Source organism: Luteimonas composti (assembly GCF_042678665.1).
Taxonomy (GTDB): domain Bacteria; phylum Pseudomonadota; class Gammaproteobacteria; order Xanthomonadales; family Xanthomonadaceae; genus Luteimonas; species Luteimonas composti.
Map to the genome: position 1 here is coordinate 138,156 of NZ_JBHTKU010000003.1, position 22,493 is coordinate 160,648.

Below are 22,493 nucleotides of genomic sequence, written 5' to 3' on the forward strand. Positions count from 1 at the left end.
GCCGGTTTTCATGCGTCTTTGGTCATCGGGCCGGGTGGCAGGGCGACACGCCCGCTGCTGCGCAGGAAACGCCAGCCCATCAGCACCGCCGCCACCAGCAGGCCGGCGATCAGGCCCGCCCACATGCCCTTGGGGCCCCAGCCCAGGCCCAGCCCGAGGCCGGCGCCCAGCGGCATGCCGACGCCCCAGTAGGCCAGCGCGGCGATGAACATCGGCACCCGGGTGTCCTTGAGGCCGCGCAGGGCGCCGGCCGAAAGCACCTGCACGCCGTCGGGGAACTGGAACGCTGCCGCGAACACCAGCAGGGTCCCGGCCAGCGACGCCACCGCAAGGTCGCGCGTATAAACGGCGGCGATCGCATCGTGCCAGCCCAGCAGCACCGTCGCCGACAGCGCCTGGGTCGCGAGCACCAGCGCCAGCCCGGCCCAGGCCGCGCGCCGGACGCCGAGCGGGCCGCGGCCCGCGCCGACGGCATGGCCGACGCGCACGGTGGTCGCCTCGGCCAGGCCGAACGGAATCATGAAGCACAGCGAGGCGACGTTGATCGCGATCTGGTGGGCGGCGACCTCGAGTTCGCCCAGGCGGCCGATCAGCAGCGCGGTCACGATGAACAGGCCGCCCTCCATCGCCACGGTCACCCCGATCGGCAGGCCGGTCCGCAGCAGGCCGGCGAGCTCGCGCCAGCGCGGCGGATCGAAGCGCGAGAACAGGCGCAGCGCGGCGAAACGGCGCGAGATCGCCAGGTACGCCACGAAGCCCGCCACCTGCAGCCACATCATCGTCGCCGAGGCCAGGCCCAGGCCGCCGGCGCCGCGCTCGGCGAAGCCGAAGGCGCCGAACGTCATCGCATAGCCCAGCGGCAGCAGCACCAGCAGCCCGCCGAAGCCGAAGGCCATGGTGGGCAGCGTCCAGTGCAGGCCGTCGCACAGGTAGCGCATGCAGAAATACAGGGTGAGCGCGGGTATGCCCCAGCGGATGCCGTGCAGGAACGCCGTGGCTGCCGGCCGCACCTCGGGCGCGATGCCCATCGGTTCGAGCGCATGCACGGACAGGCTCAGCAGGACGAACAGCAGCAGGCCAAGCATCGCCGACAGCCACAGCGCCTGGCGGAACAGCGGCCCGACCTCGGCGCGGCGGCCGGCGCCGTCGAGCTGCGAAACCGACGGCGGCAGCGCCATCAGCGTGCCCATCGGCACCATCATCGGCAGCCAGAACATCGCCGTGCCGACGGCGACGCCGGCCAGCGTATTGGTGCCGTGGCGCCCGGCGATCACGTTGTCGACGAAGCTGATCAGGCCGGTCGCCAAGTGCCCGGCGACCAGCGGCGCGGCGAGCACGGCAGTGGTGCGCACTTCGTCGCGGAAGCGCGCCGGCGGGGCGGGCGGAGTCATGCGGGGGGAATGGCGCGACTGCGGCCGGCAGCGATCCAGTGTCGCGCGCTGGCGCCGGGTCGGCGGCGGCCGGTATCTTAACCGTCCATCCCGCCATCGTCATGGCGCGCGACCGCGACCGCGGGATGGTGGGGATGCACGGGTTACGACACTCCGAGGACGTCACGCGATGAATTCGCCGCCGCCGGTCGCCGCCGGTCCGACCACGCCGCCGACCACGCCGCCGGCACCGCAGGCCGCCTGCGCCAACTGCGGCACGCCGCTGCTCGGCGAGCACTGCTACGCCTGCGGGCAGCCGGTGAAGGGGCTGGTGCGGCATTTTTCCAGCCTGGTGGGCGACGTGCTCGACAGCGTGTTCGAATGGGATTCGCGCACGCCGCGCACGCTGTGGCCGCTGCTCGCCCGGCCGGGCTACCTGACCCTGGAATACCTCGCCGGCCGGCGCATCCGCTACGTCAGCCCGTTCAGGCTGTTCTTCTTCATTGCGGTGGTGGCCTTCTTCATCGGCACGCTGACGGTGAGCTTCGGCGACGACAGCCCGGTGCAGTTCGGCGGCGACACCGGCATCGAGACCGCGCGCAGCGCGGCCGAGGTGGAGCAGGCGCGCGATGCCGCGCTGGCCGACCTGGCCGCCGAACGCGCCGAGCTGGCGTCCCGGATCAGCGCCGCGGAGGACCACGCGAGCCCGCCCAATCCCGCCACCATCGCCGGCCTGCGCGCCGCCGACGCCGGGCTGCAGGCCGGCGAGCGGGCGATCCGGGCGCAGGCCGAGGAACGCATCGCCGCCTTCCGCCAGGCCGAAGATACCGGCGGCCCGCCGCCGGTGCCGCGCCTGAACCGCCTGCAGTTCGGCGGCGGCCAGGCCTGGGACGCGGAGACCAATCCGGTCCGGATCGATTCGCTGCCGCAGTTCGCCAACGACTGGATCAACCGCCAGATCGGGCGGCTGGAGAAGAACATCCCGCGCCTGCAGGAGGACCCGGACCTGTTCAAGGATGCGCTGCTCGGCGCCGTGCCCTCGACCCTGTTCGTGCTGCTGCCGCTGTTCGCGCTGATGCTCAAGGTCGCCTACGTGTTCAAGCGGCGCCTGTACATGGAGCACCTGATCGTGGCGCTGCACAGCCATGCCTTCCTGTGCATGGCGCTGCTGCTGCTGTTCCTGACCATGGGCCTGGAGCACTGGCTGGCGGCATCGCGGCCGGGACTGCAGGCCATGTTCAAGCTCGTCGAGGCGGCGATCTGGTGCTGGATGCCGCTGTACCTGCTGCTGATGCAGAAGCGGGTCTACGGCCAGGGCTGGCTGATGACCCTGCTCAAGTTCGGGGTGATCGGCGTGTGCTACTCGATCCTGCTGAGCCTGGGCGCGGCGTTCACGACGGTGTCGAGCCTGGTCTGGATGTAGCCCGGAGGCTGCCATGGTGCTCTACGAAGTGAGCGTGCGGGTCGAGCGCGGGATCGCGGACGCCTATCTGGCCTGGCTGCCCGGGCACATGCAGCGGATCCTCGCCCTGCCCGGCTTCGAATCGGCCGAGGCCTTCGAGGTGGTCGAGACGCCGCCCGGCACCGCCCACCTGCTGCTGTGCGTGCACTACCGCCTGCGCGATGCGGACGCGCTGGACGCCTACCTGCGCGAACACGCGGCCGCGATGCGCGCCGAAAGCGCGCACCGCTTCGGCGACCGCGCGCGCGCCTCGCGCCGGATCCTGCGACCGCTGGCCGGCTGAGACCGGGCCGTCCCTCAGGGATCGACGCGGCTGCGCAGCCACTGCGCCCGCTGCGCGGGCGGCTGCGCCAGCAACGTCGCCCGCAGTGCATCGCGATCCTGCGGCGGCGTGCGCTGCGCCAGCACCGCGAGATCGTCGCGCGCCTGCACCGGCAGCGCGCGCAGCGCTTCGAGCAGCGCCTCGCGTTCCTGCGGGGGCACCTGCGCGAACAGGGCGTGCAGCCGCGGCCAGTCCGCGCCCAGCACCGGCCCGAGCAGCCAGCCACGGGCGATGCCGGCGTCGAGCATGTCGAACCGCGCGCGCAGCGCCTGCTGCTCGGCGACCGGCAACGCGCGCCAGGCTTCGCGCGCGGCGCGCATGCGCTGGCGCTCCTCCGCGGGCAGGGCCCGCCATGCCTGCCAGGCCTCGCGACGCTCGCGACGCAGCGCTTCGGGCAAGGCCTCCCAGGCCTGCACACGCCGCTGCAGCGCCTCCGACTGCGCGGGCGTGAGCGCCGCGAGCCGAGGATTGCGCGGCTGCGCGACGGCCACGCACAGGGCCAGCAGGCCTACCGCCGCCAGCGCCCGCGCGATGCGACGCGGCTCAGGGCGCATCGACCTGCTCCCGCGAGGCGGCATCTCCATCGACCGGGCTGGTCGCGGGCGGGTCGGGCAAGGGGGCGTCCTGCGCCAGCGCCTGCACCAGCCAGGCGTCGAAGGCGGGATCGGCGTCGTCGGGAAACTCGCCGGTGGCCTGCGCGACCAGCAGGTCGAGGTCGCGATGGCCCGAGAGCGGATCGGTCGCTTCGAAACGCGCGGCCGGGGTGGAGGGCGGCAGCTCCTCGACCCGGATCCGCGCGCCCTCGCCATCCGGCTCGTCCGACGACCACGGCTCCCACCAGGTCGCGGCCAGCGCGGCCGCCGTCAGGGCGAGCACCGCCAGCGTCGCCGGCCACAGCCAGCGCGCACGCTGCCGGCCGGCCGTCGCCGGGACCGGACGCACCGCGCGCGGGCGCAGGCCGTCGCGCAGCATGGCGATGGTCTCCAGCCGCTCGGCCGGGACCGCGCGGACCGCCAGCTGCGCGGCCTGGGACAGTTCGCGCCACGCGTCGGGATCGGCGCCGCCATCGTCCCGGCGCGGCAGCGCCCGCTGCAGGGCCAGGCGGTAGGTGGGACGCGCGATGCCCAGGACCGCCGCGGCCTCCGATTCCGCCAGGCCGGCGACCACGCGCAGCAGCAGGGCGGCACGGGGGCCGCTGGCCAGGCTTGCGATCGCCGCCGGCAGGTCGGTGGCCTGGCGGGCGCTGCCGCGAAGCTGCGGCGCGGCCAGCAGCATCGCCCAGAACCGGCGCGGCCATTCGGCGAAGGGCGCGCCGGGCGCGGTCCTGGCGAAGTCGCGCAGGGTCGCCGCGAGGGCCGCGTCGCCGGCCACGGGGTCGCCCCCCTGCCAGTGGGCGAACACCACGCCGCGACGCTCGACCCCGCGCAGGAAGGCGGTAAGGGCTGCACGGGCCGCGGCTGGATCGTTCAAGGCTGGAAACCGGTTCCGCGGGCCCGGGGGCGGCCCGCCGATGGCCATGATACGGCCCCGCGCGGACGCGCCCGCGGGCTTGACGTGCGTCTCACTCGGTGATCCGCCCGCGATTGTGCAGGCGCACGTTGTGCACATGCGGCACAAAAACGTCACATGGGAGCGTCCGTGAAGGACTTTGGCTTGTGTGAAGGCTTTGTTTCACGGACAAGTGACTGAATTTTCTGGACAAATAGATGGTGGCGTTTTTTTCGCCAACCCAGCTCTTCACCTTTGCGGCACGGCCAAAAACGAGTGCGCAAGCGCTTCGTGCACAGACTTATCCACACAAATTGTGGATAAGGAGAAATCCCTTTCACGCCATCGACTTGCGGCATCTACGTCCGCGGCGAGGCAACTTGGACCCGCAAGTCGCCGCCGCAGCTTTCCCGGTATCGCTGCCTCTCACCGTCGCGCCCGTCGCCTTGCGCGGAGGACACCCTCCCGCGGCAGGTCTGCTCCCCGCCGCCGAGGCTTCCCGCCGCCTGCGCGAAGGGTGGGGTTGGGCAAGCGGTCGCTTCGGGCCCGCCACCGCGCTGAGGGTCGCGCCCCCACCCAGGCCTCGTCCGAGAGCGGGGGAATGGGCAGGACCGGAGGGCGCCCTGGGCGGAGGAAGGGCCAATCCGGGACCCTTCCGTGACCGCGAACGCGGCAGGGCGGCGGAACGAGCCTTCCCGGACCCGGTGGGCGAAGGCATACCGCACGCCAGGCCCGGGGCCGCGCAGTCGCTAGACTTCCGCGGTGTCCGATGCCCTGCCGCCCGTCTTCCAGGTCGCCCTGCCGCTGCCGCCGCTGCGGCTGTTCGACTACGCCCCGCCTCCGGGCCATGCCGCAGGCGACGACGACGTCGGCCGCAGGGTGCGCGTTCCGTTCGGCCCGCGCGAACTGGTGGGCGTCGTGGCCGGAGTGGGGCCCGCCGAGCCGGCGTCCGAGGGCCGCCTGCGGCCGGTCCACGCCCTGCTGGACGGGACGCCGCTGCTGCACGGCGAACTGCTCGCCTCGCTGCAGTGGCTGGCGCGCTACACCCACGCGCCCCTGGGCGAGGTACTGGCCACCGCCCTGCCCGCCGCCCTGCGCCGCGGCGAACCCCTGCCCGATACCCATGCCTGGGCCTGGCGGCTGACCGAGGCCGGCGCCACCGCCCTGCCCGGCCTGCGCCAGGGCAGCCGCCCGCGCCGGCTGGCCGAACTGCTCTCGGCCGGCGACCGCGACGAGGACGGGCTGGCGGCGCAGCTGGACGACTGGCGCACCGCCGCGCGCGCGCTGGAGAAGCGCGGCCTGGTCGAACGCATCGCGGTTCCCGCCTCGCAGCTGGCGCCCGACCCCCGGCCCGGCCCGGAACCCAACGGCGAGCAGCGCGAGGCGATCGAGGCCCTGCGCGCGGCGCGTGGCTTCGCTCCGATGCTGCTGGACGGCGTCACCGGCAGCGGCAAGACCGAGGTCTACCTGCAGGCGATCGCCGACTGCCTCGCGCGCGGCCGCCAGGCGCTGGTGCTGGTGCCCGAGATCGGCCTGACCCCGCAGCTGCTGGGGCGCTTCCGCGCCCGCCTCGGCGTGCCGGTGCATGCCACCCATTCCGGCCTCAACGACGGCGAGCGCGCGCGCACCTGGGCCGCGGCCTGGCGCGGCGAGGCCCGGGTCGTGGTCGGCACGCGGTCGGCGGTGTTCACGCCGCTGCCCGAGGCCGGCCTGATCGTCATCGACGAGGAGCACGACGGCAGCTACAAGCAGCAGGACGGCATCCGCTACCACGCGCGCGATTTCGCCCTGGTGCGCGGCAAGGCGCTCGACGTGCCGGTGCTGCTGGGCAGCGCCACGCCCTCGCTGGAGAGCCTGTACAACGCCGGCGCCGGCCGCTACGGCTACCTGCGGCTGTCGCGCCGTGCCGGCGCGGCGCGTCCGCCGGCGGTGCGCGTGGTCGACGTGCGCAAGCGCGCGCTCGAGGCCGGGCTGTCGCTGCAGATGCTCGACGCGATCCGCGCCGCGCTCGACGGCGGTGGCCAGGTGCTGGTGTTCCGCAACCGCCGCGGATACGCGCCGGTGCTGCTGTGCCACGACTGCGGCTGGAGCGCGCAATGCCCGCGCTGCAGCGCGCCCGAGCAGGGCCGCCCGATGACCGTGCACGCGCAGGGGCGGCGCCTGCAGTGCCACCACTGCGGCCATCGCCGCTCCGCGCCACCGGCCTGCCCGGACTGCGCCAGCCTGGGGCTGCAGCCGCAGGGCGCAGGCACCGAGCGCATCGAGGAAGTGCTGGCCGCGCGCTTTTCCGACGTGCCGGTGCTGCGCATCGACCGCGGCAGCACCCAGCGCCGCGATGCGCTGGCGCGGCTGCTGGGCGAACTCGGCGACCGCCCCGGCATCCTGATCGGCACCCAGATGCTGGCCAAGGGCCACGACCTGCCCGACCTCAGCCTGGTGTGCGTGGTCGGCGTGGACGAGGGCCTGTTCTCGGCCGATTTCCGCGCCCACGAGAAGCTGGCGCAGCTGCTGATCCAGGTGGCCGGCCGCGCCGGCCGCGCGCATCGCGCCGGCGAGGTGCTGCTGCAGACCCACCATCCCGACCATCCGCTGCTGGCCACCCTGATCGACGGCGGCTATCCGGCCTTCGCCGGCGACGAGATGGCACAGCGAGAGGCCGCGGGATTCCCGCCCTACGCGCACATGGCGATGCTGCGCGCCGAATCGCAGCACGCCGAGCCGCCGATGGCATTCCTGCACGCGGCGCGACGCCTGCTGGAGCCGCCGCGTGGCGCGCCGGACGCGGACGTCGCATCGCTGAGCGGGCCGATGCCGGCGCCGATGCCGCGGCGCGCCGGCGTGTACCGCGCGCAGCTGCTGCTGCTCGCGCCGTCGCGGCGCGCGCTGCATGCGGCGCTGGCCCGGGCGGTGCCCGCGATCCACACCCTGCCCGAGGCGCGCAAGGTGCGCTGGTCGCTGGACGTGGACCCGGTCGATCTCTACTGAGCGGCGGCCTTGCCTGGGCGCCGCCGCCGGCGCGGTTCGCCGCGCGGGCGCTCGCGCACCAGCACCGTCTGCCCCTCGCGCCGCACCTCGAACAGCTCCATCGCGTCGATCAGCGCGCTGAGGCTGCGGTAGCCGTAGTTGCGCGGATCGAACGAGCCCTGGTTGCCGAGGTGGCTGCCGACGCCGCCCAGGTGCGCCCAGCCCTCGTCGTCGGCGACCGCCGCGACCGCGCCGCGCAGCTGGTGCGCCAGCGCCTGGTCGCCCCTGAGTTCGCCCGAGGTCCTGGGACGCGCCTGGTCGGGCGCCACGTCGCCGTCGTCGCCGAGTTTCTCCAGGAACAGGAAAGTGGAGCAGGCCTTCACGAACGGCAGCGGCGTCTGCTTCTGGCCGAAACCGTAGACCGCGTAGCCGTCGTTGCGCAGGCGCATCACCAGCGGAGTGAAGTCGGCGTCGCTGGAGACGACGGCGAAGCCGTCCAGCGTACGCGCGTACATCAGGTCCATGGCGTCGATCACCATCGCCATGTCCGAGGCGTTCTTGCCGGGGGAATACGCGAACTGCTGGATCGGCCGGATCGCGTATTCGTGCAGCACCTTCTCCCAGCCGGCCAGGTTCTGGCTCTTCCAGTTGCCGTAGGCGCGGCGCACGTTGACCACGCCGTGGCGCGCCACCTCGTTGAGGATCGCGTCGATCTTCGCCGCCGGCGCGTTGTCCGCGTCGATCAGCAGGGCGATGCGCTTGTCGCTGTCGGCCATGTGGCAGGTGTTCCCCCGGATGCGGTCCACAGGGTAGCGCGTCGATCGTACGGGCTGAAACCAACACGGCAGCGGCACGGCGGATCGGCGACAATGGGCGACTCCCGCATTCGCAGACGCCACGCCGACATGCCGACCCAGCTCGAACAGCTCCGCTCCCTGTCCACCGTCGTCGCCGACACCGGCGACATCGAAGCCATCGCCCGCTTCAAGCCGATGGACGCGACCACCAACCCGTCGCTGCTGCTCAAGGCCGCGGCGCTGCCGGCCTACGCCGACCACCTGGCGCAGGCGGTGTCGAACGCCAGCGGCAGCGGCGAGGCGAAGGTGGCCGACGCCGGCGACCGGCTGTCGGTGGCGATCGGCGGCGAGATCCTCAAGCTGATCCCCGGCCGCGTCTCGACCGAGGTCGATGCCCGCCTGAGCTTCGACACCGAGGCCACCGTGGCCAAGGCACACCGCCTGGTCGAGCTCTACGACCAGGCCGGCATCGGCCGCGACCGCCTGCTGATCAAGATCGCCTCGACCTGGGAAGGCATCCGCGCCGCCGAGCGCCTGGAGCGCGAAGGCATCCACTGCAACCTGACCCTGCTGTTCTCCTTCGCCCAGGCCGTGGCCTGCGCCGAAGCCGGCGTGTTCCTGATCTCGCCCTTCGTCGGCCGCATCCTCGACTGGCACCTGGCCAACGGCATGGACAAGCCGGCCACGCCGCAGGACGACCCGGGCGTTCAGTCGGTGACCCGCATCTGGCAGTACTACAAGCAGCACGGCTACCAGACCGTGGTGATGGGCGCCAGCTTCCGCAACACCGGCGAAGTGCTGGCGCTGGCCGGCTGCGACCGCCTGACCATCTCCCCCGACCTGCTGGCCGCGCTCGAGGAGTCCGAGGGCACGGTCGAGCGCGCGCTGGTGGAAAGCGGCGATCGCGGCACGCCGCCCGCCGCGCTGGACGAGGCCTCCTTCCGCTGGCAGCACAACGAGGATGCGATGGCGACCGAGAAGCTGGCCCAGGGCATCCGCAACTTCGCCGCCGACCAGCGCAAGCTGGAGGCGCAGCTGGCCGCGAAGATCGGCTGAGACCTCCTGATCCGCATGGTGCCGCTGCAGCGCGGCGCCTTGCCTCCGATGCTGTCGCACACGGCGCCCACGGGCGCCGTGCCTGTATGCGGCCGGCAGGCCGCCTGCGCCACGAACCCGGGCCGTGCATGCGGTGTCGACGAGGGCACGCGGCACGCCCCATAGAATGGGCCGCATGGAGGCCAGCCCTGCACACGTGGTGATCGTCGGCGGCGGTTTCGCGGGCCTCTGGGCCGCGCGCGCGCTCAGGTCCGCGCAGGTCCGCATCACCCTGGTCGATCGCGGCAACCACCACCTGTTCCAGCCGCTGCTCTACCAAGTCGCCACTGCCGGCCTGTCCGCGCCCGACATCGCCGCGCCGCTGCGCCAGATCCTGCGCAAGCAGAAGAACGTGCAGGTGCAGCTGGCCACCGTGTCGCGCATCGATGTCGCCGCCCGCGAGGTCGAACTCGACCATGCCGAAGGCGTGCGCCGCCTGCGCTACGACTATCTGCTGCTGGCCAGCGGCGCGACCCATGCCTACTTCGGCAACGCGCACTGGGCGCGACACGCCCCGGGCCTGAAGACGCTGGACGACGCGCTCGACCTGCGGCGCAAGCTGCTGCTCGCCTTCGAACGCGCCGAGGCCGCCACCGACCCGGCCGAACGCGACGCCTGGCTGAGCTTCGCCATCATCGGCGGCGGACCAACCGGCGTGGAGCTGGCCGGTACCCTGGCCGAGATCGCGCGCCATACCCTGGGCGGCGAATTCCGCAACATCGATCCGGCACGCGCGCGGGTGCGCCTGGTCGAGGCCGGGCCGCGCGTGCTGTCCTCGTTCCCCGAAGACCTGTCCGACCGGGCGCGGACGCAGCTCGAGAAGCTCGGCGTCGAGGTGCAGACCGGCGCTCCGGTCGAGGACATCACCGAGGCCGGCTACCGGCGCGGCGGGGAGTTCGTCACGGCGCGCACGGTGGTCTGGGCCGCGGGCGTGGCCGCCTCGCCGCTGGGCCAGTGCCTGGGCGTGCCGCTCGATCGCGCCGGGCGTGTGCGGGTGCGCCCGGACCTTTCGATTCCCGGCCATCCGGAGGTGTTCGTGGCCGGCGACCTTGCGGCGATCGCACGACCCGACGGCCGTCCCGTGCCCGGCGTGGCGCCGGCGGCCAAGCAGATGGGCCGGCACGTGGCAGACACGATCCGTGCGCGCCTCGACGGCCGGCGGGGCGACGGCGCGCCGTTCCGCTATCGCGACTTCGGCAACCTCGCCACCATCGGCCGCATGGCCGCGGTGGTCGACCTCGGCCGACTGCGCTTCTCCGGCATGCTCGCCTGGTGGTTCTGGCTGGTCGCCCACCTGTTCTTCCTGATCGGATTCCGCAACCGTTCGGTGGTGCTGCTCAACTGGTCGGTGGCGTACTGGACCCACCAGCGCGCGGCGCGGATCATCCTGGGCGGCGACGATCGTTCCGATACAAAGTAACGATTGCCCGCCAGCGCGCAGCCCTCATCGCACGCACGGCGGCTGGGCTAGGATGGCGCGTCTCCCCAAGCGGCCCGCGCATGATCGACGTTCCCGTGCAGAACCTGCTGGTCGCGCTCGCGGTCACCACCGTGGCCGGCCTGGCGACCGGCTTCGGCAGCCTGCTGGTGTTCGCGTCGAAGGGTCCGAATGCGCGCCTGCTCGCGTTCGGCCTGGCCTTCGCCGGCGGCGCGATGGTGTACGTGTCGCTGGGAGAGATCCTGACCAAGTCGATCACGGCCTTCAGCGCCCAGTTCGGCGACCGGCTTGGCTTCACCTGGGGCACGCTCTCGTTCCTCGCCGGCGTGCTGCTGATCGTCACCATCGACCGCCTGGTGCCGAACCCGCACGAACGGCTCGAGGTCGACGACCCCTACTTCCGCGAACACAACCGCGACTACGTCAAGCGCGTCGGCCTGCTGACCGCCATCGCGATCACCGCGCACAACTTTCCGGAAGGCCTGGCGACCTTCTTCGCCACGCTCGAGAACCCCGGCGTGGGCCTGCCGCTGGCCTTCGCCATCGCCATCCACAATATCCCCGAAGGCATCGCGATCGCGGTGCCGGTGTACTTCGCCACCAACAACAAGACCTATGCCTTCGTCGCCTGCCTGCTGTCCGGCCTGGCCGAGCCGGTCGGCGCGATCGTCGGCTACGTGCTGCTGCGGCCGTTCCTGTCGGACGCGGTGTTCGGCGCGGTGTTCGGGCTGATCGCGGGCGTGATGGTGTTCCTGGCCCTGGACGAGCTGCTGCCGGCGGCCAAGCGCTACGCCAAGGGCCACGAGACGGTGTACGGGCTGGTGACCGGCATGGGCGCGCTGGCGATCAGCCTGGTGCTGTTCAAGTGGTAGGCGGGCGCCGGCCGGCCTGATCGCGTCCGGATCGGCCGGCTCGCACCGCTCGCGGCGCGCACCGGCGTACAGTCCAGCCGGCCCGGACGACCGCACGCCGGCGTACCGCGCAGGCTGCCTCCATCCCCACGATGGAGACCGCCATGGCCCCGTACCTGCCTGCCCTCGCCCTGTCCGCCGCCCGAGGGCTGTTCTCGCTCGCCTGCCTGGCAACCTCGGCGTACGCCTTCGCCTACCTGTTCATGGCGGTCCGCGGCGGCGATCCCTTCGCCGCGCGGTTCGCCATCTCGGGGCTCGACGTGCCCGCGCACTTCTTCGGCGCGGGACTGGCGCTGCTGCTGGTGCCGCTGCAGCTGAGCGGCGGCATCCGCCGGCGCTGGCCCGCCCTGCACCGCCTCGGCGGCTGGCTCTCGGCGGCCGCGATCCTGGTGGGCGGCGTATCGGGCCTGTCGCTGGCCCAGCATGCACAGGGTGGATGGCCGAGCCGCCTTGGCTTCAGCCTGCTCTCGCTGCTGTGGCTCGGGGTGACCGCGAACGGCATCCGCCTGGCGGTCGCGGGCCGGTTCGACCGGCACCGGCGCTGGATGGCCTACTCGATGGCCCTGACCGCCGGCGCCGTCACCCTGCGGGTGATGCTCGCGCTGGGCACCGGCGTGCTGGGCTGGCCGTTCATGCCGGTCTACGCGGGCACGGCATGGGCGAGCTGGCTGTTCAACCTGGCGGTGTGCGCCTGGCTGCTGCGCCGGCCCCGTCCGGCACCGCGCGGGAACGCCGGTAGTCGCTGGGCGTCCGCCCGACCAGCCGCTTGAAGGCGCTGTTGAAGGTCGACTTGGAGGTGAAGCCGGCCTCGTACGCGATCTCGAGGATGCTGCGCCGGTCGCCGGCATCGTCCAGGCAGGCGCGGACCGCCTCGACCCGGTAGCGGTTCACGTACTCCCAGAAGTTGCCGCCCAGGCGCCGGTTGATCACCGCCGACACCAGGTATTCGGGGTAGCCGCTGCGGCGCGCCACCTGCGCGATTCCCAGCGCCGGCTCGCGGTAGAGCGCCTGTTCGGACATCAGCCGCGACAGGCGCGCCTCGACCTCGTCGAAGCGCGGATCCTCAAGGTCGCCCACGTCCGGCTGCGCTGCGGCCCCGGTGCCGACCTGCGGTGGTTGCATCGGTTCGGCCACCGGCGGCTGCGCGAGGCTGAACCACCCCACGATGCAGACCCAGGCCGCGACCGCGGCGTAGATGAGGAAATAGTCGGCCCAGCCGAGCTCCACCATCGCATGCAGGCCGGCGATGGCCCAGATCGCGAACTGGCAGGCGGTCATCACCATCAGCCAGCGCAGCGACAGCCGGTCCGCGTCCGAGCGCCGGCTGCGCAGCCAGCGCCCGTAGCGCCGCACCTGCAGTGCCCCGGCAACGAGGTACGCCAGCGCCACCGAGAACAGCAGTGGATCGAACCACAGCCTGCGCCAGTCTCCACTGGCCGGAAGCGGATCGCCGGCCAGCCAGTGCATCGACAGCCAGCCCAGCATCAGCGCCAGCCAGACGCCGTGGACCAGGTCGCGCCAGCGCGGCGAGCGCCCGCCGACCAGCGCGCGCACGTACAGGAAAAACAGCGGCGCATAGGCGAAAGGAAGCACCCGCGCCACGCGGAAGGCCGCGGCGAAGCCGGCATCGGGCGCGGCCATGTGCGCGGCCTTCACCGCAAGGTCGAAACCGATCAGCGCCAGCCAGAGCGCGAGCACGCGGTTCGCGGCGGCGTTCGCCGCGCGGCGCCAGAGCGCCGGCGCCAGCATCGCGGCCTGTGCCGCGCCGATCGCATACAGCAGGATCCAGAAGCTCGTCACGTCACGCGCGTCCCGGGGCGCCAGTGGAGCGCAAAGGGTATCGCGGACACGAAAAAGCCCGGCGCGGAGGCCGGGCCTGTTCGGGAACGATGCCTGCGGGTCAGGCGACGAACAACGCCTTCATCTTCTTCAGCGCGTTGGCCTCGACCTGGCGGATGCGCTCGGCCGACACGCCGTACTCGTCGGCCAGCTCCTGCAGGGTGACCTTGCTGTCGGCGTCGAGCCAGCGACGCTTGATGATGTCGCGCGAACGCGCATCCAGGCGGGCCATGCCCTCGCGCAGCAGCTCGAGCTGACTGTCCTCGCTGTCGCTGCGCTCGTAGGCCATGGCCGGGTCCTCGTCGCGGGAGACCAGGTAGGCCGCCGGCGCCGGCGGCGCGTGGTCGTCGTCCTCGTCGGAAGGCGCATCGAAGCCGATGTCGCGACCGGACAGGCGCGACTCCATCTCCAGCACCTCGCGCTCGGAGACGTTGAGGTCCTTGGCCACGGCGCTCACTTCCTCCGCGTTGAGCCAGCCCAGGCGGGTCTTGCTCTTGCGCAGGTTGAAGAACAGCTTGCGCTGCGCCTTTGTGGTGGCGACCTTCACGATGCGCCAGTTCTTGAGGATGAACTCGTGCATCTCGGCGCGGATCCAGTGCACCGCGAAGCTCACCAGGCGCACGCCGATGTCGGGATCGAAGCGCTTGACCGCCTTCATCAGGCCGATGTTGCCTTCCTGAATCAGGTCGCCGAGCTGCAGGCCGTAGCCGCTGTAGCCGCGCGCGACGTGCACGACGAAACGCAGGTGCGAATGCACCAGCTCGCGGGCGGCGTCGAGGTCTTCCTGGTCGCGGTAGCGGCGCGCGAGCGCCTGCTCGTCGTCGGCCGACAGGACCGGAATCTGGTGGACGGCGCCGATATAGGCTTCCAGCGAACCGAGCGGGGTCAGCCCGGTGAAGGCAGGCACCGGCAGGTTGTTGGCAACAAGCGCTTGGGTCATGGGCGTATCCATGGAAGGAGTCTAGCAGTCGGTACCTTCGACTGCTAAGGCGGGGAAAAGTTCCCGCGGTGTTCTGGCTATGGAACGATTGGCCGCGAATGGCCATTCAGGTTCCACGATTATACCGGTTGCGCCTGAATCGGCGGGCCGTCCCTGGCCCCGGCATCCGACGATACGACGGGTGCGATCAAGCGGTCGTGACCGGACACCGGACCCGCCGGCCAGTCCGACCCCGCGGCAGCAGCGGCCACCGACGGATCCGTCCGGTCGCGCCCCTCACCTGGACGCGGAAAGCCTCCGTCGCCGGGGGCCTTCCTCGCTGCCCATCCCTGGCAGCCGGGTCAGAACTTCTGCGCGTAGCGGAAGTAGACCGTCCGCCCGTAGGCGTCGTACAGCTCGAAGTTCCAGGGCCGGCCGCGCACGGCCATCAGTTCCGGGTAGCGGTCGCCGGCGTTGTTCACGCCCACCGTGATGCTGCCGTCCCAGGGCGCCCGGTAGGTGAGCGAGAGGTCGTGGGTGGTGTAGCTGCCCAGCCGCGAGCCCGGACCGCCGCCGATGAAGCCGAACGACGGCGTGGCCGCCGGATTCTCCTGCGAATCGATGTAGTTGAGGTTCCAGCCCGCGGTGAGCGCGCCCAGGGTCCAGGTGTTGCGCAGGGTCGCGCGCAGGTCGGGCGAGGCGATCCAGCCCAGCCGGTCCTTGACGGTCGGGCCGTCGGTAACGGTGAAGTCCAGCACCCTGGCGACCTGCAGCCAGTTTTCCAGCCGGCCGGCCCCGCCGAGGTCGGCGCGGGTGCGGATATTGAGGTCGAGGCCGCGGGTCTCCAGGTCGCCCTCGTTGGCATAGGCGGTGTTGACCTCGGCGACCGAGCCGTTGCTGCGCCGGATCACCGAGGTGCCGGTCGGCAGCGGGATGCCGGCGTTGTCGAAGTTGACCAGCTCCTGGAACTCGATCTGGCGGATCCGGTCCTCGACCTCGATCCGGTAGTAGTCGAGGGTCAGGTTCAGCCAGTCGGTGGCGTCCCAGGCCAGGCCCACGCTGAACTGCCGCGAGTTCTCCGACTCGAGGTTCTGGTTGCCGCTGGCCCAGGTATCCACCTGGTACACCACGACGTCCTCGTTCTCCGGTCCGTCGGCGATATTGTCGCCGTTGGCGTCGCCGCCGCAGTCGGCCGGGCTGTAGCCCATCACCACGCAGGTGCGGTAGTCGGCGACCTGTTCGGCCGAGAACGCGCGCTTGCCGTGCACGTAGGGCAGCGGCGGCGCGCGGAAGCCCTGGCCGGCCGAGGCGCGCAGGGTGAGGTTGTCCAGCGGCTGCCAGCGCAGCGACACCTTCGGCGAGACGTCGCTGCCGTAGTCGCTGTAGCGGTCGTAGCGGGCGGCCAGGGTGAAATCGAAGCTGTCGACGATCGGGAACAGCCATTCGGCGTACGCGGCGTGGATCTCGCGCGAACCGGCCGCCGAGTTGCCGGAGGAACCCGCCACCACGCCGGCCTCGGACAGCGAGTCGTAGATGTCCGCGTAGTCCTCCTTCCGGTACTCGGCGCCGAAGGCCACCACCGACGCACCGCCGCCCATCTCGAACAGGTCGAGCGTGGCATTGGCGTACAGCTCCTCGATGTCGAAGATGCCGTCGCGCGAGGTGGTGGTGGTGAAGCCCTTGATCACTTCCTCGGAGGCGCCGAACGGGTCGTAGAGGTCGTACGAGCCGTCCGCGATCGCCTGCTCGGCCAGCGGCGTGACGATGTAGCCGCGGCCCAGCTCCTTGAACCTGGCCTTGCTGCGGCGCAGGCCGAAGTCGAGGTACAGGTTGTCGGTGGCCTGCCAGTTGAAGCCGAGGTTGATGTCGGCGACGGTGTTGTCGACGAAGTTGTCGCGGTTGCCGGCCGCCGCGTAGCGGTGGTAGACGAAGGCGCCCAGGCCATCGCCCGGCACCGGATCGTTGGGCGAACCCTCGGGCACGTACACGGCGCCCGGCGTGGGTGCATAGCGGCCGAAGCTGTCGGTGCTGCTGTAGCTGCCCGAGGCGTAGAACGACCAGTCCTCGTTGATCCGCAGGCTGCCGCGCGCGAACAGCGACCGGTTCTTGACCGAAGCCTCGTCGGCGGCGACCGCGTTGAAGTCGTACACGCAGTTGTCGCCGTTGCGCCAGAAGTTGGGATCGTCGCAGGCATAGCCAGGCAGCGCGCCGCCGAGCTCGCCCTCCTCGCCCGGGTCGGTCGCGCTCTCGAGGTAGTAGTTGTTGCCGTAGAACGAGCCGCCGCGCACCGCGCCGCTGATCTGGTCGCGGGTGTACACCATCCCGCGGGTGCTGCTCGAGGCGCCGAGGATCAGGTTGCCGCGGTCGGACGAGGTGCCGAACACCAGCGAGGCTTCCTCGGTGTCTCCTCCGCGGACCTTGGGATCGCCGATGCCGTAGCGGACTTCCGCGCCTTCGTAGTCCTTGCGCAGGATGATGTTGACCACGCCGCCGATGGCATCCGAACCGTACAGCGCGGACGCGCCGTCGGACAGGATCTCGATGCGTTCCACCGCCGCCAGCGGGATGGTGTTGAGGTCGGCGTTGTTGCCGGTCGAGGGCGCGTAGGGCACGCGGCGGCCGTCCACCAGCACCAAGGTGCGGTCGGAGCCGATGCCGCGCAGGTCGATGTCGGCCGTGGCCTGCGCGCTGCTGCCCGACTGCGGGCGGAAGTTGCCGAACGAGGAGAAGGTGGAGTCGCGCAGCACGTCGGCCACGGACACGTCGCCGCTGGCATCGATGGCGGCGCGGTCGATCACCGTCACCGGGACCGCGCCCTCGATGTCCGCGCGACGGATGCGCGAGCCGGTGACCTGGATGCGGTCGAGGGTCTGGGTGTCGCCGTCGGGGGCATCCTGCGCGGCAACGGGTAGCGCGGGCAGGGCGCAGGCAATGGCGATCGGCAGCGCCGCAAGCCTGCGACGGGGCGATCGGAACAGGGATGTCATGGGATTTCTCCGGATCTCGTTATGTGTGCGTTAACGCACCAACGACGTTACGGGGCAGCCGCGGAGGCCGCTTGCCGGCGCGTGCCGGTCCGGTTTGCCGCGTGAGGCGTGGCGGCGAGGCGGTAGCGCGACGGCGGCATGCCGAAGCGCGCGCGGAAGGCGCGTGAGAAGCTGCAGTTGTTCTCGAAGCCGCAGGCCTCGCCCGCCTCGCCCACCGACAGGCGCGTGCCGCGCAGCAGCCGCGCGGCCTGCGCCAGGCGCAGCCGGCTCGATGCCGCCTGCGGGCCTTCGCCATACAGCGCCTGGAAGGTCTTGGTGAAATACCAGACCGACACGCTGCCCAGTTCGGCGAGTTCGGCGATGCGTACCGGCCGGTCGAGGTTGCCTGCCAGGTGCATCCAGGCGCGCTGCATCCGCGCGAACACCTGTCGCCGGCGCCGCAGCGAGCGCCCCGGGCAACGATCGATCAGTTCGCGCAGCGGCGCCTGCTGCCGCGCCAGCAGCCGCAGCAGCGGCTCCGCGTGCAGCCAGGCCACCTCCTGCTGGCCGCGCGCGTTGCGCTGGAACCTGGCGCAGCGCCGCCACAGCCGCAGCGCCGCGGTGCGCGCACCGGGCTCGAGCTGGCCGAGTCCCGCGAACAGCCCGCCTTCCGCCGCCGCCATGGCCTGCAGCCGCGCGGGTAGCGCGAACCCGAGCACGAGGCCCTGTTGCGCCGCCTGCAGCAGCGGCCGTGCATCGCGGTCCAGCACGATCCACTGCCCGCGGCAGAGGCTGAAGCGGCCTTCGCGGCAGTCCAGCGTGGCGCCGCCGCGCAGCACCAGCCAGGCGGTGGCGGCGGCGTCCACCACCGCCACGCTGCCGCCGCGGCTCGCCGCCAGCAGGGTGGGCATCTCGTCGTCGGGCAATGCGCAACCGGTGGCCTGCATGCCACCGCGGTCGCTCCAGATCGTCTGCATCTGCATGGCTGTCTCCGTGTGCGGAATCGAGCCTGCTGTTTGACGCTTCCCGCTCCGAAACTCAGGAAACCAGCACGAAATCGCGCCGACATCGCGCCGCATCGCATCCGAAAGTCATGCTGCGCGCGGCGTTTTCCGTGACTTCCGGCAGGGTGCGCGCCGCCCTCGACGACTCCGCAGGGGGTTCGCGCAGCGCCTGCGGCAGCGCGCCCCAGCCGATGTCGACGTTCTGGCTCATCGGCAGTCCCAGGTAGAGCCAGCGTCCCTGCGCATCCACGGTCGGCGAGCCGCCGACGGCCATGCCCTCGCGGAAAAGGCAGCGTCCCGGCCCCGGTGCCAGCAGCGGGCGCCACGGGGTCGCGCACCCGGACTCGGGACCGATCGAGTACACGCGTCCCGCGTGCAGGCCCCAGTGACGGTAGTGCTGCGTGTCGGGCAATGCGTCGGAGATCCGCACGCTGCCGTGCAATGACGCGTCGGTCCGCCAGAGGCCGGGGGCCGAAGGCCGGGTGAACAGGACCGCGCCGGAGCCGGCGTCGTAGCGCGCCAGGCCGACGTCGTCCTCCGAGGCGAGTTCGCGCCAGCCCTCGCGACCGTACAGCACCAGGCGTACCCGGCCGCGGCCATCGTCCACGCCGACCAGCAGGCGGTCGGCGCGATCGACGTAGGCGGCGAACACCGGGCGCGCGGCCGGCACGGCCAGCATCTGCACGCGCCCCGAACCGGCATCGACCTCGAACAGACGCTCGCCGTCCCCGGTACGGCCGAGCACCAGCAGGCTGCGGCCATCGGCCGACCACACCGGCGCATGCCGCGGCAGCGGCTGCAGGCCCTCGACCGCCCGCAGCGTCGCCGGCTGGTCGACTTCGCCCAGCCACAGCTGCACCGCCATCGACCGGTCGGACAGGAAGGCCAGCGTGCGGCCGTCCGGCGACAGCGCGGGCAGCAGGTCCACGCCGCTGGAGGCGAACACCGGTTCCGGCGCTGCTTCCGCCACGCCGTCCAGGCGCGCGCGGAACAGTCCGCTGCGCGACTGGTCGACCTCGAACACCATCGACCAGGCATCCGCGGCGACGTCCGGATACACCGCATTGCCCACCGGCGGGCGCGGCAGCGCCTGCATGCTGCCGTCCTCCAGCCGCAGCAGCCACAGCGTCGACTGGCTGGCGACATGGCTCAGCACCAGGCCGCTGCCGTCCGGCAGCCAGTCCCAGCCGCGGATGTCGCCGCGCAGCCGCGTCAGCGGGCGCGGCGTCCCGCCCTCGGCCGACATGACCCACAGGTCGGCCAGCGACAGGTTGCGGCGGAACGCGAGCATCCTCCCGTCCGGCGAGTAACGCGGCAGCTGGTCGACGTCGCCCTCGCCCACGTCGTAGGCCAGCGGTTGCCAGCGACCCGTCGCGAAATCGAGCCGGTGCAGCGCGGCGCCGGCGGCGCCATCGCTGCGCTGCCCACCCATCACCAGGCCCCGTCCATCGGGCGTCCAGTCGAACTGCGACCAGCTGCCGTGCAGGCAGGGACCCGCCTCGCGCGGTTCGCCGCCGCTGGCGGCCACGAGCATGAAGCGGCAACTGTCGTTCGAGATGCGGACGAAGGCGATCCGCGTGCCGTCGCGCGACCAGGCCGGCGCGGTGTCGGATTCCACCTCTCCCGGCGCGGTCAACGGCCGGGCCGCGGTCTGCCCGACCGTCTGCAGCATCAGGACGCTGCCGCCCTCGCCCGCGGTCTGGGCGAAGGCCACCGTGGCGCCGTCCGGCGACAGCGCAGGCAGGCGCTCCTGGCCTGGCGTGGACACGATCGCGCGATAGGCCAGGTCCAGTTCCGGCGCCCGCTCGCGGCTGCCGCGCGCCGGCGCATCGCGCACGGCCAGGGTCCACAGCCAGGCGCCGGCCGCCAGCACCAGCGCCACGACGCCGGCCAGGACGCGGAGCGACAGGCGCGGGCCAGGAGCCGGAGCGACGGGCACGGTGTCGTCGGCAACCGCCGCCGCGTCCTCGCGTACGTCGGGGCGCACCGGCTTGGGCTCCGGTTCCTCCAGCCACGTGGCGGGCGCGAGCAGGCGGTAGCCGGTCCTGGCGATGGTTTCGATGTAGCGCGGCGCATCGCGGTCGTCGCCGAAGGCCTTGCGCAGCTGGGCGATGGCCTGGGTCAGGACGTCGTCGGTGGGCATGGTGTCCGGCCACACCTGCTGGAACAGCGTCTCGCGGGTGACCACGCTGCCGGCGTGCTCGACCAGCACCAGCAGCACCTGCATGGCCTTGAGGGTCAGGCGACGCCCTTCGCTGCCGTCGGCGCGCGCGACCACGCGCCGCAGCGCGTCGACCTCACAGTCCAGGACCCGGAGCCGGGAAGCGGCAGGACGGATCATGGCTGCGGCATCGGGGATGCCGGCATCGCCAGGTCGGAGGGGAACGGGACGGGTCGCATGCGCGTGCGCGGAATGGAAACGGAGACGGGGAACCCGAGCCTCTCACTGCGCGCACGCGCCCGCATGTGTCATTGGTCCATGCAGCCGCGGGGACGGAGCAAACCGGGGAAGGCCGCTCCGCTCGCCTTGGCTGCCCGGACCGCTTGCGCGGTCTGGCGCCAGCGTCTGGCGACCGTCACGGGCACTTCAGGCAGATTCGCGGCGCGAGCGCGATGCGTAGCGTGCACTCCGTCCCCACCATGGAGTACCGCGATGAAGCACCTGTCCATCGGCCTCGCTGCAGCCCTGCTCGCCCTCCCGCTGTGTTCGGCGGCTGCCACCGCGAGCCGGCCCGACCCGCTCACGGACTGCGTCGACCTGTCGGCCTCCCACAGGGGCGTGCGCGCCGGCACCAACGCGCAGCTGCTGCTCAAGGATGGCGACGCCCATTACCGCGTCGCGTTCAACGGCGAATGCCACGCGCTCGCACGCACCTCGAGCATCCGCTTCGAAACCGCCGGGCAGGCCAACCGCCTGTGTCCGACGGGATCCACCGTGCGCGCCGCCAACTCGAGCTGCAACGTGCAGGCCGTCGAACGGATCGAGCCTGAAGTGTACGAACGCCGCGCGCGGATGAACCGGCTCCGCTGACCCTACGCCGGCTGGAACGCGGGAGCGCCCCGCGTTCCATCTGCCGCCTGCCGGCTAGCGAGGCGCCGGCACCACGCCTGCGCGATACGGGTACTGCGCGAAGATGTCGGCCATCGCGCCATCGATCTGCGCGGCGCGGGCGGCCGCGTCGCGGCTGCGGGTCACGCGCCCCACGGCGATGCCCTCCCATACCAGCCGGTTGCGCGCCGCGTCGACCAGGTCGACGTTGAGCGTGCCCTCGGTGTATCGGTACACGTCGGTGCGGTCGCGCCAGTAGGGCACCACGTAATAGCCGCGCGCGCGATAGCTGTAGTAGTAGGCGTAGTCGACGGTGGGCATCGAGCTGACGTCGGTGCGCTGCTGGGTATACGCGTTGATGTTGAGCAGCAGGTCGGGCTTGTCTTCGGTGAACACGTAGCCGCGCGCCTCCATCTGCGCGCGTGCCGACGCCTTCATCCGTTCGCTGGCAGCCGAACTGTAGCCATGCGGCTCGATCGCGAGCGGACTGTAGAAACCGAAGGTGCGGTAACGGGCGAAGTCTGCCTCGGGATCGGCCTCGGTGGTGATGCGTGGACCGGTGGCACAGGCAGCGAGGAAGACCACCAGGGCGGCAAGCCCCAGGATCCGGACTGCAACGCGGTAGGTATTCATGACGGGGCTCCTGTCGGTCCGGCGGACGCTAGCACGCGCCCGGCTACGCCGGGTGAACGGATTCCCGCCCCCCGCCGAGCGTTATGCGGGGACCACGACGCCTGCACGCGGCCATTACCTCGCTCGCGCCAGACTCGTCCCACCACCCGGCCGGCGCGCCGGGTCTCTCTCTCCAACGAAGTGTTTGGGCGCCGGATCCGGCGCCCTTCTTTTCTGCCCGGAACACGGGGTCCAGG

Annotated in this window: 18 protein-coding genes; 8 read left to right on the forward strand and 10 right to left on the reverse strand. The window is 72.0% G+C overall.

Going from position 1 to position 22,493, the window contains the following annotated elements; genetic code table 11:
* Positions 1 to 8: 8 nt before the first annotated feature.
* On the reverse strand, positions 9 to 1,391 hold the full coding sequence (locus tag ACFQ2D_RS09430) for an MATE family efflux transporter (protein ID WP_280942259.1): 1,383 nt from the start codon (positions 1,389 to 1,391) through the stop codon (positions 9 to 11).
* 169 nt (positions 1,392 to 1,560) lie between these two features.
* Between ACFQ2D_RS09430 and ACFQ2D_RS09435 the strand changes: the two genes are divergently transcribed.
* Together ACFQ2D_RS09435 and ACFQ2D_RS09440 are read left to right on the forward strand one after the other, a co-directional pair.
* Entirely contained in the window at positions 1,561 to 2,793 is a 1,233-nt protein-coding gene (locus tag ACFQ2D_RS09435) for a DUF3667 domain-containing protein (protein ID WP_280942260.1), read from the forward strand.
* 13 nt (positions 2,794 to 2,806) lie between these two features.
* Positions 2,807 to 3,115 (forward strand): DUF4286 family protein, encoded by a 309-nt coding sequence (locus ACFQ2D_RS09440; RefSeq protein ID WP_280942261.1) that lies wholly within the window; start codon positions 2,807 to 2,809, stop codon positions 3,113 to 3,115.
* 14 nt (positions 3,116 to 3,129) lie between these two features.
* Here ACFQ2D_RS09440 and ACFQ2D_RS09445 read toward each other — a convergent pair whose 3' ends face one another.
* Positions 3,130 to 3,708 carry a DUF3106 domain-containing protein gene (locus ACFQ2D_RS09445; RefSeq protein WP_280942262.1) on the reverse strand — a complete coding sequence of 193 codons (579 nt, stop codon included), beginning with the start codon at positions 3,706 to 3,708 and terminating at the stop codon, positions 3,130 to 3,132.
* Positions 3,698 to 4,624, reverse strand: a complete 927-nt coding sequence (locus ACFQ2D_RS09450) for a sigma factor-like helix-turn-helix DNA-binding protein (protein ID WP_280942263.1) — start codon at positions 4,622 to 4,624, stop codon at positions 3,698 to 3,700. Before ACFQ2D_RS09450 ends, ACFQ2D_RS09445 begins: the two co-directional genes overlap by 11 nt.
* A gap of 792 nt (positions 4,625 to 5,416) precedes the next feature.
* On the opposite strand from ACFQ2D_RS09450, the gene ACFQ2D_RS09455 reads away from it, so the two are divergent.
* The gene (locus tag ACFQ2D_RS09455) at positions 5,417 to 7,627 is read left to right on the forward strand and encodes a primosomal protein N' (protein WP_449280311.1); all 2,211 of its coding nucleotides are present in this window, start codon (positions 5,417 to 5,419) and stop codon (positions 7,625 to 7,627) included.
* Here ACFQ2D_RS09455 and ACFQ2D_RS09460 read toward each other — a convergent pair.
* Positions 7,621 to 8,382 (reverse strand): NYN domain-containing protein, encoded by a 762-nt coding sequence (locus ACFQ2D_RS09460; protein WP_280942265.1) that lies wholly within the window; start codon positions 8,380 to 8,382, stop codon positions 7,621 to 7,623. The two genes, ACFQ2D_RS09455 and ACFQ2D_RS09460, sit on opposite strands and share 7 nt — an antisense overlap.
* 129 nt (positions 8,383 to 8,511) lie before the next feature.
* Here ACFQ2D_RS09460 and tal point away from each other — a divergent pair, with 129 nt between their 5' ends.
* The 4 genes from tal to ACFQ2D_RS09480 all read left to right on the forward strand — a co-directional run bounded on the left by tal (position 8,512) and on the right by ACFQ2D_RS09480 (position 12,617).
* Positions 8,512 to 9,459, forward strand: coding sequence for a transaldolase (gene tal, locus ACFQ2D_RS09465; protein ID WP_280942266.1), 948 nt, complete (start codon positions 8,512 to 8,514; stop codon positions 9,457 to 9,459).
* Positions 9,460 to 9,634: 175 nt separating this feature from the next.
* Positions 9,635 to 10,918: an NAD(P)/FAD-dependent oxidoreductase gene (locus tag ACFQ2D_RS09470; RefSeq protein WP_280942267.1), complete on the forward strand. Its 1,284-nt coding sequence runs from the start codon at positions 9,635 to 9,637 to the stop codon at positions 10,916 to 10,918.
* Between the two features lie 80 nt (positions 10,919 to 10,998).
* On the forward strand, positions 10,999 to 11,808 hold the full coding sequence (zupT, locus tag ACFQ2D_RS09475) for a zinc transporter ZupT (protein WP_280942268.1): 810 nt from the start codon (positions 10,999 to 11,001) through the stop codon (positions 11,806 to 11,808).
* 143 nt (positions 11,809 to 11,951) lie between these two features.
* Positions 11,952 to 12,617 carry a DUF2306 domain-containing protein gene (locus ACFQ2D_RS09480; RefSeq protein ID WP_280942269.1) on the forward strand — a complete coding sequence of 222 codons (666 nt, stop codon included), beginning with the start codon at positions 11,952 to 11,954 and terminating at the stop codon, positions 12,615 to 12,617.
* On the opposite strand, the gene ACFQ2D_RS09485 is transcribed toward ACFQ2D_RS09480, so the two are convergent.
* From ACFQ2D_RS09485 to ACFQ2D_RS09505, 5 genes are all read right to left on the reverse strand, one after another.
* Positions 12,520 to 13,647, reverse strand: a complete 1,128-nt coding sequence (locus tag ACFQ2D_RS09485) for a helix-turn-helix domain-containing protein (RefSeq protein WP_280942270.1) — start codon at positions 13,645 to 13,647, stop codon at positions 12,520 to 12,522. The two genes, ACFQ2D_RS09480 and ACFQ2D_RS09485, sit on opposite strands and share 98 nt — an antisense overlap.
* Positions 13,648 to 13,747: 100 nt before the next feature.
* Positions 13,748 to 14,638 carry an RNA polymerase sigma factor RpoH gene (gene rpoH, locus ACFQ2D_RS09490; protein WP_280942271.1) on the reverse strand — a complete coding sequence of 297 codons (891 nt, stop codon included), beginning with the start codon at positions 14,636 to 14,638 and terminating at the stop codon, positions 13,748 to 13,750.
* Between the two features lie 329 nt (positions 14,639 to 14,967).
* Positions 14,968 to 17,592 (reverse strand): TonB-dependent receptor plug domain-containing protein, encoded by a 2,625-nt coding sequence (locus ACFQ2D_RS09495; protein ID WP_280942273.1) that lies wholly within the window; start codon positions 17,590 to 17,592, stop codon positions 14,968 to 14,970.
* 47 nt (positions 17,593 to 17,639) lie between these two features.
* Positions 17,640 to 18,554 carry a helix-turn-helix transcriptional regulator gene (locus ACFQ2D_RS09500; protein ID WP_280942274.1) on the reverse strand — a complete coding sequence of 305 codons (915 nt, stop codon included), beginning with the start codon at positions 18,552 to 18,554 and terminating at the stop codon, positions 17,640 to 17,642.
* Positions 18,555 to 18,609: 55 nt separating this feature from the next.
* Positions 18,610 to 20,916, reverse strand: coding sequence for a winged helix-turn-helix domain-containing protein (locus tag ACFQ2D_RS09505; RefSeq protein WP_280942275.1), 2,307 nt, complete (start codon positions 20,914 to 20,916; stop codon positions 18,610 to 18,612).
* A 312-nt stretch (positions 20,917 to 21,228) separates the two neighbouring features.
* Here ACFQ2D_RS09505 and ACFQ2D_RS09510 point away from each other — a divergent pair, with 312 nt between their 5' ends.
* A complete protein-coding gene (locus tag ACFQ2D_RS09510; RefSeq protein WP_280942276.1) occupies positions 21,229 to 21,606 on the forward strand; it encodes a hypothetical protein in 378 nt (125 codons plus the stop codon).
* Between the two features lie 54 nt (positions 21,607 to 21,660).
* Here the strand turns inward: ACFQ2D_RS09510 and ACFQ2D_RS09515 are convergent, their stop codons facing one another.
* Positions 21,661 to 22,257, reverse strand: a complete 597-nt coding sequence (locus ACFQ2D_RS09515; RefSeq protein ID WP_280942277.1) for a DUF4136 domain-containing protein — start codon at positions 22,255 to 22,257, stop codon at positions 21,661 to 21,663.
* Positions 22,258 to 22,493 lie beyond the last annotated feature (236 nt).

Coding starts and splice junctions, on each gene's coding strand:
- ACFQ2D_RS09430 (WP_280942259.1), bottom strand. CDS start 1,391: ATGACTCCGCCCGCCCCGCCGGCGCGCTTCCGCGACGAAGTGCGCACC.
- ACFQ2D_RS09435 (WP_280942260.1), top strand. CDS start 1,561: ATGAATTCGCCGCCGCCGGTCGCCGCCGGTCCGACCACGCCGCCGACC.
- ACFQ2D_RS09440 (WP_280942261.1), top strand. CDS start 2,807: ATGGTGCTCTACGAAGTGAGCGTGCGGGTCGAGCGCGGGATCGCGGAC.
- ACFQ2D_RS09445 (WP_280942262.1), bottom strand. CDS start 3,708: ATGCGCCCTGAGCCGCGTCGCATCGCGCGGGCGCTGGCGGCGGTAGGC.
- ACFQ2D_RS09460 (WP_280942265.1), bottom strand. CDS start 8,382: ATGGCCGACAGCGACAAGCGCATCGCCCTGCTGATCGACGCGGACAAC.
- tal (WP_280942266.1), top strand. CDS start 8,512: ATGCCGACCCAGCTCGAACAGCTCCGCTCCCTGTCCACCGTCGTCGCC.
- ACFQ2D_RS09470 (WP_280942267.1), top strand. CDS start 9,635: ATGGAGGCCAGCCCTGCACACGTGGTGATCGTCGGCGGCGGTTTCGCG.
- zupT (WP_280942268.1), top strand. CDS start 10,999: ATGATCGACGTTCCCGTGCAGAACCTGCTGGTCGCGCTCGCGGTCACC.
- ACFQ2D_RS09480 (WP_280942269.1), top strand. CDS start 11,952: ATGGCCCCGTACCTGCCTGCCCTCGCCCTGTCCGCCGCCCGAGGGCTG.
- rpoH (WP_280942271.1), bottom strand. CDS start 14,638: ATGGATACGCCCATGACCCAAGCGCTTGTTGCCAACAACCTGCCGGTG.
- ACFQ2D_RS09495 (WP_280942273.1), bottom strand. CDS start 17,592: ATGACATCCCTGTTCCGATCGCCCCGTCGCAGGCTTGCGGCGCTGCCG.
- ACFQ2D_RS09500 (WP_280942274.1), bottom strand. CDS start 18,554: ATGCAGATGCAGACGATCTGGAGCGACCGCGGTGGCATGCAGGCCACC.
- ACFQ2D_RS09505 (WP_280942275.1), bottom strand. CDS start 20,916: ATGATCCGTCCTGCCGCTTCCCGGCTCCGGGTCCTGGACTGTGAGGTC.
- ACFQ2D_RS09510 (WP_280942276.1), top strand. CDS start 21,229: ATGAAGCACCTGTCCATCGGCCTCGCTGCAGCCCTGCTCGCCCTCCCG.
- ACFQ2D_RS09515 (WP_280942277.1), bottom strand. CDS start 22,257: ATGAATACCTACCGCGTTGCAGTCCGGATCCTGGGGCTTGCCGCCCTG.